Here is a 13,079-nt window from a genome sequence, read left to right as displayed (position 1 = left end):
TTCAGTTGCCGCGCAGTGCCTTCGCGATGGTGCGGCGCATGAACGGCCGCGCCAGATCCTCGGGCAGGTTCGCCCAGGCCATGAAGAACCGCGTCAGAGGGTCGAGGGCGATGTGGTGATGCCCGCGTTCCATTCCTCGCACCGCGGCCTCGGCGACCCGTTGGGCCGACATCGGCTCGATCGACCCGGTGATCGCCTTGGTCTCCACCGGCTTTCGCTGGTTCTCCATCGCCAGCCCCGGCGTGTCGGTGTCGGCCGGATAGATCACCGTGACGTCCACACCCTTCGGCTCGACCTCGTAGCGCAGGCACAACGCCAGCTGCCGGATGCTCGCCTTGGTGGGTCCATAACCGGTGTAGCCGGTGATCCCGAGAAACGCCGAAGTCGAGCTGACCAGCAGGATCTTCCCGCCGCCCCGCTGCACCATCCCCGGCAGCACCCGGCGCACCGCGTGCACCGCGCCGAGATAGTTCGCCGACATCTGCACCTCGAACTCCCCGGCGTCCACTTCGAGGAACCGTCCGGGCAGTGTGAGTCCCGCGCAGCAGGCGATGACCTCGCACGCCCCGTTGCGCTGCTCCAATTCCTCGATGGCCGAATCGAGTTGGTCCGGACGCGTCACGTCCGCGGCGGCCCAGTCCGCACCCAATCGTTTCGCGGTGTCGCGCAGCGGAAGCTTCCGGCGCGCGATGATCGAGACCTGCGCGCCACGCCGCGCGAAGACCTCCGCCACCGCGGCGCCGATCCCTTCCGATCCGCCGGTGACGATGACGTGCTTGCCGACCCAGTCCCTGACCCGTGCCATCCCGTGACCCTCAGGCTCGGCTCGCGGTGACGATATCGGCGATCCGATCCCGCCACAGCAGGTAGGTGCCGGAGGTGCCGTCGTCGGGCAGGTCGTCGAGCGAACTCTCGATCAACGCGTCGGTCTTCGCGACGCTGGTCCCGCAGAAGACCTGCGCCGCCGCCTCGCTGTGCTCGTTGACGCTGTTGGTCTGCTGCCGGATGCGCGCGACCATGGCCGAGCCCAGCGACAGCTGCGGCCGGAACTCACCGGCCACATCCCAGAGTTCCGCCATGGCAGCCGGTTCCACGCCGCCCGCGAACGTGACGGCGATGCCGACGCCGCTCCACAGATCGGCGTGCCGCTTCGGGTCGAACTCGCCGATCAGGCGCACGACACCGGCCGGATTGCCGCCGCCGATGAACCACAGCGCGCGGCCCATGCCCTGATCGGCGATGCGCTTCAAGTTGTCCCGGTCACCGAGCCAGCCGGGGTAGCGGGTCTCGACGTGCTTGTCCCGCACATAGCGCTGCATCTGGAAGAACGCCTTGTAGAAGCCGTACCCGTCGATGGCCAGCCAGCGGAACAGCGGGTGCTGCGGAAACAGCTTCTTCCAGCGGAGCTTCGGGATCCTGGCCATCGCGAGGCCGACACCCACGTACATGGTCAGGGCGTAATCACTGGCGGGGCCGTCGATCAGATCGGCGGCGCGCCTGCCCGGGGACAGCGAGTCGATCGCGGTGAGGCCGACCGCCGCGCCTTCGTAGGCGAACCCGCGGTACTTCGGCGGCACCTGGAGCAGCGCGGCGATCAGTTCGTCGTTATCCGAGCTGCGGACAGCGGAGTCGATGCCGCCGACCAGGTGCATGGTCACCTGCTCGAGCTCCAGCGCGGTGTGCTGGTCGGGCTGCTCGAATCCGCTGAGCACCATGCGGACGCTGGCCGGACTGGGGACGAAGAGGGCCGCGCGCAGCGGACCCAACGGCGAGGGCATGGAGTTCTCCAATCGTCGGGGAGGAGTCTTGGGCCGGCGCGGCTCGGCGCTGCCGGTCATGAGCGGGCCGCCTCCTTCGCGGGCTCGGGTTCGCGTGCGATGTCGGCATCCAGGTCGTCGGCCACCACGGGCTGCTCCACGGCGGGCGGCGCGCCGCGCTGCCCCCACCACTCGGCGATGCCGCGCACCCACCAGTAGACTCCGCGAGCGCCGCAGACGACGACCAGCGCGATGAACAGGCCGTAGGAGATGTGCAGCGCCGTGACCACGCCGTACATGATGCCGACCGAGGCGCCGAACATGATCTGCTGCTTCTTGCCCGACGGCGTGGTACCCGGGTCGGTGACCATGTAATTGGTGAACAGCACGAACGCCAGGCCGGTCATCACACTCAGGCCGCCGAGGATCGAGATGTTCGGTTCGATCAGCCCGCGCACGATGGCTTGCAGCGCGAACGCGCCCACCCACGCCATGATCAGCGGCATCTTCAGCGTCAGCTTGGCGTTGAGCATGGTGCCGGACATCAGCAGGCCGAGCACGATGAGCGCGTCCGCCGGGCCGGTGATGTATTCGGTGAAGTGGTACGGCGGCGCCACCGCGATCATCGGGAACACCAGGAAGCACACCACGACACCGAAGTTCGACGGGTTCATGAAGTGGCGCATCTTGCCGTTGATCTTGGCGCGCAACACCCACTTGGTACCGACCGCGACGACGATGCCGAAGATCACCGGCCACAGCTTGTCGTGCGCGAAGGTCAGGAAGTTGAACGCCAGACCGGTGATGTGCGCGGGCAGCAGGAATTCGAACAGCCCACGCGGCCCACGGCCCCGGAAGGCGGGCGGCCGCTTGTACGCCCATGCCGCGAGGACTTCCAGCCCGATTTCGGTGGAGTACGCGGTGGCCAGCGCGATGAACGGCCAGAGGAACGGTTGCTCGAAGCCGAGCAGCGGGAATCCGATCAGGTTGAAGATCGTGATCGAGATGGCGAAGTTGCGCAGTGCCAGGTAACGGGGGTCTTTGGTCGGCGCGGGCTTCTCCACCCATTCCTTGGCGAACTCGGTGCCCGAGCGCTGTACGGCCGAGATGCGTTCGGCTGCCGTAACGCTGGTCCCGTTGCCGTTACCCGCCGTGGCGGCCGGATTGTTCTCCGTGGCCACGCCGTTGCCCTCGGGACCGCCGTGGGCGGCGCTGCCGTTGCCGTCGGCCGCCGGGGTTTCGTGATGACCGTTCGACGCGGCTTTCGCCTCGCCCGGATCCTTCTTGTCGTTGTCGCTCATCGCTGCTTGACCTCCTGCGCGTCCGAGGCGAGGTTCACGGTGTGCCAGCCCGGCGCGAGCTGGAGGGTTTGGTCGTGCGGGGTGCCGTTGGTCTCCCGCCAGCGGAGCACGACGTTCAGCGGGGCGGCGGGGTCGACGTCGCCGAGGCCGATGTGCACCTCGGTGGCCCGCTTGCCGGTGTGCCCGCTGCCGCCGTCGAGGTGGCTGGTGAGCAACCGGCCGTCCGCCGTGCGGACCTCGACCTGGGCGTCCACCGCGGGAACGCCCTGTGTGGGAAGCCCGGCGATGGTGTTCGTGGTCGCGGTGCCGTCCCAGGGCTGCTTGAACAGCTTCAGGCCGAGGAACCGGCCGTTGCCTGCCTTGTTGTTGTGGTAGAAGGTCGGATCACCCCATTGGCGCGCGACGGCGAAGCTCAGTGCGCCGTTGCCCGAGGTGTCGCCCACTGCGATGCCGCGGGAGGGGACGGGGGTGTCCATGCCGAGAGCATGGGTGAGGTTGGCGAATTTGCCGTCGTCGCCGCGGCTGAAGAAGCCGACCGGATTGCTGCCCGCCAGATCGGCGCCCGCGCCGATGATCGGCCAGGACCACGGGTACTTGGTCAGGTTGTCGTTCATGGTGCCGAGTTCCTGGATCTGCGGCCACCGGTTGGTGTCGCCCTTGATCATGCCGGTGGCCTGGACCACCTCGTTGCGACCGTCGTTGTCGAAGTCGTCGATCTTGGCGTCCCAGCCCCAGGTCTCCCAGGCCAGTCCGACATCGGTGGCGCGATTCTTGAACGGGGCGACGCCCTCGGCGAGCTGACGCGCCGCGTCGGCGGTGTCCTTTGCGGTGTTGTAGAAGGCGAAGTGGCCCTCCATCAGCGCGAAGCGCACGGCGATGTTGCTGACGAACAGGTCCGGCATGCCGTCGCCGTTCAGGTCGCCGAAGTCAGCGGCCATGCCCTTGTCCGAATCATGGCCCATCACATACGACTTCGGCTCGGTGATGCCGCGCTCGCCCTCGGCGAAACCGAAGCGGATCCGGCCCGGTGTCGACTGGTTGACGAACAGGCGGTCGCGCCCGAAGTCGTTGGCCACGTACAGCTCCGGCAGCTGATCGCCGTTCAGGTCGGAGGCGGCGGCGGCCAGCGCCCATCCGGTGTCCATGCCGATCGGGAACGGGTTGGCCACCTCGCGGTAGTCGGCGGTCGGTTCGTTGCCCGACGTGGCGGAGGCCAGCGTGAAGATCCGATCCTTACCGCCGTTGCGCGCGTTGGACAGTGAGTCGGTCATCCACAGCGCGAGCTGGCCCTCCTCGGAGAGCACGTCCATGTCGTTGAAGTACTGGCCCAGGTAGATGTCCGGCTTGCCGTCGCCGTCGAAGTCGGAGACCGACACCGCCGCGGTGATCCAGCGCTCGCCCTCGTAGTGCCCGTCCGGGGTGTTCGGGGATGCGACGATGTCGACCGGGCGGAATGCCTTGGCATCCAGTCGGGTCGCGTTGGCACGTTGCAGGTACAGGATCGGCGTACGGCCGTAGTACGACACCAGCGCGTCCATCCGGCCGTCACCGTTGAAGTCGCCCGGGATGCAGCCCGACGGGACGGTGGAGGAGTCGACGGGCAGCGGCGCGGGGTCGAGGACGAACGGTTCGTACCGGCCGGTGTTGCTGTCCGGCGTCGGCGTGAGGAAGGCCGTATCCGAACGGGGATCGACCACGCACAGGTCGTCGGCCAGCCGGTTGCCGTCGAAGTCGTTCATCGCGATCGCCGCGCCGACCGAGGAGATCCAGGCCGACAGGTGCTTGTACGGCTCCCGCAGCTCGCGGATCTTGCGGTCGGTCGGCAGGCCCTTGGGCAGCGCGATCGGCATCGCGGTGAAGTCGAACTTGCTCGCGATCGGCCCGCCCGCCTCGTCGTAGGTGGGCAGCAGCGCCGACCGCGCGGGAATGAACAGCGAGCCCATCAGCAGCAGGGCCACCCCGGGGACCACCGCTTTTCGGAGGAGGGATCGGTTGATGGGAATTTTCACGAGTGCTGCTCCTCATGGGCGAGAGTGAATTGCTGTCCCGCGGTGTCCGCGAGTCCGTCGAGCACCTCGCGCAGCGTGGCCAGCGCTTGGTCCATGTGCTGCTCGGTGTGCCTGCAGTTGATGAAGAACCGCAGCCTTGCTTCCCCGGCGGGGACGACCGGGTGGGTGATGGCGTTCACGCTGAAGCCGCGTTGCAGCATGGCGAGTGCCGCCAGCACGGCCGGTTCGTCGGCGCCGGTCATCACGGGGATGATCGGGGAATCTTCCGACACGCCGATGTCGAACCCGTATTCCTTCGCACGCCGGTGGAAGTACTCGCTGTTGTGCCGCAGCCGCGCCACCCGTTCCGGCTCGTCGCGCAGTACCTCGAGCCCGGCCAGCGCGGCGCCGATGGCCGAGGGGGCGGGCGCGGCGGTGTACATGCTCAGCCCGCCCGCGACGTACTTGAATCCGTCGACCAGTTCCCGGTTGCCCGCGAGGTAACCGCCGACGCTGCCGAGCGCTTTGGACAGGGTGCCCATCCAGACGTCCACTGCGTCGCCGGGTAGGTCGAACAGCTCGCGCACCCCGTGCCCTGTGGCGCCGAGCGTGCCGAACGAGTGCGCTTCGTCGATCATGATCGAGCAGTCGTAGCGCCGGGCAACCTCGATGATCTCGGGCAGCCGGACCACGTCGCCGTCCATGCTGTAGAGGCCCTCGATGATCACCATGGCCCGGTCGAAGCTGCGCCGGGACATCTTGAGGATCGTCTCGAGCGACTCGGGATCGTTGTGCCGGAACGAGACCCGCTTGCAGCGCGACCACTCCGTGCCGGAGACCACGCTGTGGTGGATCAGCGCGTCGCAGACCGCGAGATCGCGCTTGCCGAGCAGGAATCCGACCGCGGCGGCATTGGTGAGGTAGCCGCTGGCGGTCACCAGGGCTGCCTCGGTGTCGTAGACGCGGGCGATCTCGGCTTCCAGCGAACGATAGATCGGCAGCTCGCCCGCCACGATGCGGACCGCGGCGGCGGAGGTGCCGTACTGATCGATCGCGTCCTTGGCGGCCTGCCGCACCCGCGGGTCGGCGGCCAGGTCCAGATAGCCGAAGCTGCTGAAGTTCACCACATCCCGGTCGGCCATCCTGGTCACCGCACCGCTGACGCCCTCGTGCGGCAAGTAGTACGGGTTGACCAGACCGACCTGTTCGACCCAGGCGTCGAACCGCCCGAACCGCTGCCCGGCCTCGAGCACGCCGGGGTGGTCGCGGAAGGACGTGTGGGCGACCCCGCGCGGTGCGCTGTGGCCGTTGGCGGTGGTCGCGGTCGCGGATCCGTTCGTGGTCCGCGCGCCGTCGGTCGCGGGCGCGGCGGCGCCGGTCTCGCCGCCCGCGTGCCTGGCCAGCAATGCGCGGGCCAGCTCCCTCGGGTTGTTGTCGGTCATTCGTCCTCGCTCCTCGCCGCGCGCTCTTCTTCTTGGGCAATCTGCTCGGCAATCCGCGCGCCGAGCCCGCGCAACGTCAGTCCGATCACGGCGAGCACCGACAGCTGGGTGCCGAGCACCTGCACCACGCGGGCGCCGAACTCCATGCCCATCAGCGAGTCCATGCCGAGTTCGGGCAGCGGGGTGTTGAGGTCCACCGTCTCGGCGTCGACGCCCAGCACCGCGGCGAGCTGTTCGGCGAGCAGGTAGGCCACCACCTCGCCGCGCTGCTCCAGACCCAGCTGGAGGATTTCCGCCCGCAGCGCACCCGCGCCCGACGCGCCGCCGCCCGCGGCCGCCACCTGGTCGGCGAAACGCGGCGTGCGGGTGGACGGGCGATGCGCCAGCGCCCACTGGCTCCAGTCCACGTCGAACAGCACGATCTGCGGCAGGTCCAGCCGCAGGCACTCGCCGAGCAGATCGGTGGCCACGTCCATGTCCACCGAGCGGTAGCCGGTCATCTCCGCATACCGGCTGACCGCCTCGTAGTCGGCCATGCCGCCGCCCCCGCTCATGAAGCCCCAGTTCACCGCCAGCCCGGCGGCGCCACGGGCGCGGCGGGCCGCGGCGATCATGTCCAGCACCGAATTGGCCGCCGCATAGCCGAATTGGGGCGAGATGCCGACGATGCTGCTCGCCGAGGAGAACAGCACGAACATGTCGAGTTCGATGTCGGCGGCGGTGACGGCGGTGTCCAGGTTGACCGCGCCCGCGACCTTGGGCCCGAAGATCTCCGCCAGCGACCCGGCGGTGATCTGCGGCACCTCGAGGTTGTTCACCACACCGGCCGCGTGGAACACCCCGCGCAGCGGACGCCCGCTCGCCTGGATGCGCTCGACCAGCGCCGCGACGGCGTCGTAGTCGGACATGTCGAGGCGTTCCTCGACGACTTCCGCACCGGCGGCGTCGAATTCGGCGATCGCGGCGCGGGCCGCGTCCGTGGTGGCGCCGCTGCGCCCGGCCAGCACCAGCCGGCGCGCGCCGTTGCGGACCAGCCAGCGCGCGGTGGCCAGGCCGAACGCGCCGAAACCGCCGGTGACCAGGTAGCTGGCCTGCGCGTCGATCGGCAGACTCGGTCGTTTGGCCAGCACGGTCGGTTCCGGTTCGCGCAGATCGAGCACGACCCGGCCGATCTGCTTGGATCGCACCACGGTTTCGAACGCCTCGGCGGTCGACGCGAGCGGGAACGCGGTGTAGGGCAGGTAGTCGTAGGTGCCGTCGTTCAGGGCGTCCATCGCCCGGCGTGCCGCGCGGCGGACCAACTCGGGCCGCACGGCCAGGGCGCGGTCCATGTCCACGGCGAAGAACGACAGGTTCCGGTCGAACGGGCGCAGGTCGATCGCGCCGCCGCCGTAGATGTCGGCCTTGCCGATCTCGACGACCCGGCCGAACTCGGCGGCCACCCGCAAATTCTGCTGGAGGATCTCACCGGGGGAGGAGTTGTAGACCACGTCGACGCCGCGTCCCCCGGTCAGCGCGAGCACGTCGTCGACGAAGCTGATCGACCGCGAGTTGACCACCTCGTGCGCACCCGCCGCCGTGGCCACCGCGCGGCGCTCGTCCGAGCCCGCCGTCGCGATCACCCGCGCACCGAGGCGCACCGCCACCTGGACCGCGGCCATGCCCATGCCGCCCGCCGCGCCGTGGACCAGCACCGTCTCACCCGGTTGCAGGTGCGCGAGGTCGCCGAAGGCGAATTCGGCGGTGAGGAAGGGCAGCACCGAGCTGGAGTGGCACGGGTCGAGCACCGTGTCCGGATAGTCGAGGGGCATCGTGGCGCCCTCGTCCGGCCGGAGGGTGACGTGCCGCCGGACCAGGTCCCTCGCGCACACCGACATCTGGTCACCGACGGCGACCTCGGTCACCCCGGGGCCGACCCGCTCGACCACGCCGAACCCGTCCATGCCCAGTTCGGTGCCGAAGTATGTTCCGGCCAGCTCCTTTTCGGTGAGCACCCCGAGCGCCTTGAGCGCGTCCTTGTAATTGAGGCCCACCGCGTCCATCCGGATCTCGATCTCGCCGGGGCCCGGCGCCACGCGGTCGACCGCGCGCCACGCCAGATCCGACAGCAGCCGCGAGCGCGCGATCTCCAAGCGGAACGAACCTTCCGGGTCGGTCAGCGGCGCGGCCTCGTCCCAGACCGCCAGGTGCTCGCGCAGGGATTTGCGCAGGTGCAGCGCCCAGCACGCGCCCGCGCGCAACGCGACCTCGTCGGCGCGTCCGTCGCCGAACACCTGCTCGACAATGTCCGCGGCACGCGTGGCCGGTTCGGTGTCGACCAACCGCCAGTGCACCGCGGGTTGCTCGTTGCGCAGGGTGCGCCGGGCGCCGGTGAGCGCGGCCTGCGCGGGATGCGCGAATGTGTCGATCGGCAGGCAGAACGCCTGTTCGGTGACCACCACCGCGCGCACTTCGACCGCCGTGGCGTCGTCCTCCTCGCCGACCACCAGTTCGCCGACCGCCTTCGCGACGAGGGCGAGCCCGTAGGCGTTGGGCACCGCGTCCAGCTCGGTGCCGGACACCACCACGAGCCTGCCCCGCGTCACGCCGGGCCGCTCATGAGCGGCGCGCAGGGCGGCGAGGACGCGATCCGAGGCGCCGGCCTCCTCCGGTTCCAGCGTGAGGATCTCCGAGGAGGCGCGGGCGCTGGCGATTTCCTTCGCGCGCTGGGAGACGGTGCTGCCGAGGCTGACCACAAGCAGGAACTCCTCGCCGCCCGCGGATTCGTCGGCGGTCGCGGTGTCGTCGACGATGGACCACACCGGCTCGTAGAACAGGCCGTCGAGCTGCTCGTGCAGATCCGGCTCGGCCGCGAGACTGGCGAACCGCACCCCGGAAAGCGTCAGCGCCACAGCGCCTTCCGGTGCGGCGACGGTGATATCGGCGCAGAGCGGATCACCGTCCACCCGGCGGACCAGCACCACGGCCTGCTCGGGCAGCGGCCCGGTCCAGCGGACACCGGCGACCGAGGACGGCACCACCACGCTCGCGCCGCGCGCGGTCTGGGCGTACAGGGCGGCGAAGCACTGCAGCGCGGCATCGACCGCGGCGGGATGGGCCAGGTGCGGCAGGCTCGGCGCGCTACCTGCCAGCGGCGTGAGATCGAGCCGGGCCAGCACGGAATCGGCGCCGACGCGGGCGTCGGTGATCAGCCGGAAGCTCGGCCCGTAGGCCAGGCCGTGCGCGGCGAGGCCGTCGTAGAGCGTCGCCGCGCTCACCTCCACCGCGTCCGCCGCCGGCGTGAGATCGATGCGGCGCGCGTCGACGTCCGCTTCGATCAGCCTGCCGTGCGCGTTGACCGTCCAGGTGGTCGCGGTGGCGGCGCGCGAGCGCAGGGTGAACCGGTGGGTGGTCTCCTCGACGGTGAGACGCAATACCGGCACGTCGTGCTGCCCGATCACCAAGGGCGCGACGAACTGGACCGACTCCAGCCCGAAGGAGGTATGACCGGTCCGCACCGCGACGGCGCTGAGCGCGGCGTCCAGATAGGCCGCGCCGGGCAGCACGACCGATCCGTCCACGACGTGGTCGGGCAACCACGGCAACGCGGCCACCGACAGCTCGACCTCCCACTCCGGCGCGGACGCCGCGGTGCGCTGGCCGAGCATGACGTAGCCGTCGACGGCGCCGACGCGGTCCGCCTCGATCGCCGGGTCCTCGGTCCACAGCGTGCGGCGCTGCCACGGATAGCGGGGCAGATCCAGATGCGCGGCAGGCGTTTCCGCCGCGCCGGGCGCGTGCGTGATGTCCAGCCCGCCCACCTGGTACAGCTCGCCCACCGCGCGCAGCAGGTTGTCGTGGTCGTCGGCGTTGCGCGACAGGGTGCTGATCGCCGCGCCGTCGAGACCGCGGCGTACGAACGCCTCCTTGATATTGCCGCTGAGCACCGGGTGCGGCCCCACCTCCAGGAAGACCCGGTGGCCCGCGTCGAGCAGGCTGTCCACGGCCGCGCCGAACCGCACGGGCTCGCGCACGTTGCGGCACCAGTACTCGGCGTCCCACTCGGGCCCGGACAGTTCACCGCCGGTGACGGTGGACCAGATCGGCACCTGTGCTGGTCGCGGCGCGAGGCCGGCCAGCACCGTGGTGAGGTCGCCGAGAATGGGGTCCATCAGATGGCTGTGGTAGGGCACCTCGACGCGCAGCGCCTTGGCGAAGACGCCCTCTTCGGTGAGTTCGGCTCGGATACGGTCCAATTCGGCCGGGTCACCGGACAGCGTCACCGCCGTGTGGCTGTTGATCGCCGCGACGCAGACGCCCGGCACGCCCGCGAGGCGCTCGTCCAGTTGCTCTTCGGACAGGCCGACGGCCAGCATGCCGCCGGTGCCCGCGGTGGTGGCCTGCAACCGGGCGCGGTGATAGCTCACCAGCAGCGCGTCGCGCAGCGACAGTGAGCCGGACGCGTAGGCCGAGGCGACTTCGCCGACGCTGTGGCCGACCACCGCGGCGGGGTGGATGCCGAGTTCGGCGAGTTCGGCCACCAGCGCGGCTTGGACCAGGAAGTTGGCCGGTTGCGCGTACGCGGTCCCGGTGATCCGCGACTCCGCTTCCGGGCGCAGGAGTTCTTCGACGATCGACCATCCCGCGATCTCGCGGAACATCTCGTCGATCGCCCGCGCCGCGGCGGCGAAATGCCCGTCGGCCTCGAGCAGACCACGGGCCATACCCCACCACTGCGGGCCCATGCCGCTGAACACGAACACCGGCTGGGTGGATCCGTCGGTCAGCGCGCGGGCGGGCGGCTTGCCCGCGCCCACGGCGAAATCCGCCAGCTGGGAACGCAGATCGTCGGTGTCGCGGTAGGCGAACGCGGCGCGCAGCGGGTGGTGCGCGCGCTGCACCCACGCCGCCTCGGTCACCGCGTCGACGGGGGCGGTGTCGGTCAGGTCGTGCAGCTGGTTGGCCATCGTGCGCAGCGCGGTCTCGTTGCGGGCCGACAGCGGCAACACGGTGATCGGCCCGCGCGCGGACTGCTCGGCGGGCGCTTCTGGCGCGCGGGTGAGGATCGCATGGGCGTTGGTGCCGCCGTAGCCGAAGCTGTTGACCGCCACCGCGGCCCGGCCGTCGTCGTTCGGCAGCGGCTCGGTCTCCAGCGGAATGCGTACCCGCAGTTCGTCGAACGCGATCTCGGGGTTCGGGTTGTCCAGCCGCAGTTGCGGAGCGATGACGCCGTGATGCAGCGTCAGCGCGGCCTTGATGACGCCCGCGACGCCCGCGGCGGCCTCGGTGTGCCCGATGTTGTTCTTCACCGAACCGACCGGCAACGGTTCGTCGCGGCCGTCGACCGCGCCGTACACCGCGCCCAAGGCGGCCAACTCGAGCGGGTCGCCGACCGGTGTGCCGGTGCCGTGCGCCTCCACGTAGCGGATGTCGTGGGCGTCGATGCCCGCCAACCGGCGCACCCGCCGGGCCAAGGCCTCCTGCGCGGCCGGGTTGGGCACCGGGATCGCCAGCGTGCGGCCGTCCTGGTTGACGCCGCTGCCGCGCACCACCGCGTAGATCCGGTCGCGATCGCGCACCGCCGCCTCCAGCGGCTTCAGCACCACGGCGCCCGCGCCCTCGCCGCGGCCGTAGCCGTCGGCCGCCGCGTCGAAGGACTTGCAGCGGCCGTCGACCGCGAGGAACCGGCCTTTGCACATGGAGATGAACGCCTCGGGCCGCAGCATCGCATTGGCGCCGCCGACGATCGCCGTCTCGCATTCACCCGACTCCAGCGCCAGCATCGCCTGGTGCAGTGCGACCAGGGAGGAGGAGCAGGCGGTGTCGATGGTCATGGTCGGTCCGAGCAGATCCAGCAGGAACGCGATGCGGGCCGACAGCAGCGTGTGCGAGGAGCTGGTCGGGCTGTGGCTGTTGATCGAGGCCCGCGACACCGAACCGCTGCGCACCAGCGCGTTGTCGTTCATGAAGCCGCCGACGAACACGCCGACCTCGCGACCGCCGACCCGGCCCGCCATCCCCGCGTCGTCGAGCGCCTCCCAGGCGACTTCGAGCAGGAGCCGCTGCTGCGGATCCATGATCGACGCCTCGCGCTGGGAGATGCCGAAGAATTCGGCGTCGAACTCCCACAGCGACTGGGTCAGGAATCCGCCGTGCCTGGTGTACATCCGGCCCGGCGCGTCCGGGTCCGGATCGTAGAACTTCGCGAGATTCCAGCGATCCGCCGGTACCTCCACGATCCCGTCGCCCTTGCGAACGACGAGATCCCAGAACGAGTCCGGCCCCTCGATGCCGCCCGGAAAACGGCAGCCGATACCGACAATTGCTACATTGGGCATGCAAAATCCCCTGGTGCTCAGGTATTCGAAATCGCAGGCGTTTTCACGTCGGCGTCGTCGAATCAGCGTGGAGACAACCGGAATCGCGACGCTGGTATACCTGTTCGGCTACGACGTCGTCCGGAGGTGAAGTGGTTCCGCGGTAGGAGGTCAGTGTCCACCCATGGTAGGAGGCCCGATTCGCGAAGGTCAATAACGAATCGTGCGATCGCCGACCGAAAAGCATTGCGCGGTAGGTAATGGCAGACCCGTCATCAATGCAGTTCAGGGCGGG

The 13,079-nt window shown here is 69.8% G+C and carries 6 protein-coding genes; all 6 read right to left on the bottom strand.

All coding sequences use genetic code 11. The features are described 5' to 3' along the window. Position 1: 1 nt before the first annotated feature. The 6 genes from ABZ420_RS03530 to ABZ420_RS03505 are packed head-to-tail and all read right to left on the bottom strand — an operon-like array spanning position 2 to position 12,805. Positions 2 to 805 carry an SDR family oxidoreductase gene (locus tag ABZ420_RS03530; protein ID WP_357116682.1) on the bottom strand — a complete coding sequence of 268 codons (804 nt, stop codon included), beginning with the start codon at positions 803 to 805 and terminating at the stop codon, positions 2 to 4. Positions 806 to 815: 10 nt separating this feature from the next. After that, on the bottom strand, positions 816 to 1,778 hold the full coding sequence (locus ABZ420_RS03525; protein ID WP_357116680.1) for a DUF1702 family protein: 963 nt from the start codon (positions 1,776 to 1,778) through the stop codon (positions 816 to 818). 56 nt (positions 1,779 to 1,834) lie between these two features. Then, positions 1,835 to 3,058, bottom strand: a complete 1,224-nt coding sequence (locus tag ABZ420_RS03520; RefSeq protein WP_357116678.1) for an enediyne biosynthesis protein — start codon at positions 3,056 to 3,058, stop codon at positions 1,835 to 1,837. Beyond that, on the bottom strand, positions 3,055 to 5,067 hold the full coding sequence (locus tag ABZ420_RS03515) for a CRTAC1 family protein (RefSeq protein ID WP_357116676.1): 2,013 nt from the start codon (positions 5,065 to 5,067) through the stop codon (positions 3,055 to 3,057). The genes ABZ420_RS03520 and ABZ420_RS03515 overlap by 4 nt, the downstream gene beginning before the upstream one ends. Beyond that, entirely contained in the window at positions 5,064 to 6,488 is a 1,425-nt protein-coding gene (locus ABZ420_RS03510; protein WP_357116674.1) for an aminotransferase class I/II-fold pyridoxal phosphate-dependent enzyme, read from the bottom strand. The genes ABZ420_RS03515 and ABZ420_RS03510 overlap by 4 nt, the downstream gene beginning before the upstream one ends. Continuing rightward, a complete protein-coding gene (locus ABZ420_RS03505) occupies positions 6,485 to 12,805 on the bottom strand; it encodes an SDR family NAD(P)-dependent oxidoreductase (RefSeq protein ID WP_357116672.1) in 6,321 nt (2,106 codons plus the stop codon). Before ABZ420_RS03505 ends, ABZ420_RS03510 begins: the two co-directional genes overlap by 4 nt. Between the last annotated feature and the right edge of the window lie 274 nt (positions 12,806 to 13,079).

The sequence above is a fragment of the Nocardia sp. NPDC005745 genome (genome assembly GCF_040630775.1).
In the GTDB taxonomy this organism is placed as follows: Bacteria; Actinomycetota; Actinomycetes; order Mycobacteriales; family Mycobacteriaceae; genus Nocardia.
This window is presented reverse-complemented; position numbering and strand designations above follow the sequence as displayed.

Excerpts from the sequence above, each read along its gene's own strand:
- ABZ420_RS03520 (WP_357116678.1), bottom strand. The coding sequence starts at position 3,058 with ATGAGCGACAACGACAAGAAGGATCCGGGCGAGGCGAAAGCCGCGTCG.
- ABZ420_RS03510 (WP_357116674.1), bottom strand. The coding sequence starts at position 6,488 with ATGACCGACAACAACCCGAGGGAGCTGGCCCGCGCATTGCTGGCCAGG.
- ABZ420_RS03505 (WP_357116672.1), bottom strand. The coding sequence starts at position 12,805 with ATGCCCAATGTAGCAATTGTCGGTATCGGCTGCCGTTTTCCGGGCGGC.
- ABZ420_RS03525 (WP_357116680.1), bottom strand. The coding sequence starts at position 1,778 with ATGCCCTCGCCGTTGGGTCCGCTGCGCGCGGCCCTCTTCGTCCCCAGT.
- ABZ420_RS03530 (WP_357116682.1), bottom strand. The coding sequence starts at position 805 with ATGGCACGGGTCAGGGACTGGGTCGGCAAGCACGTCATCGTCACCGGC.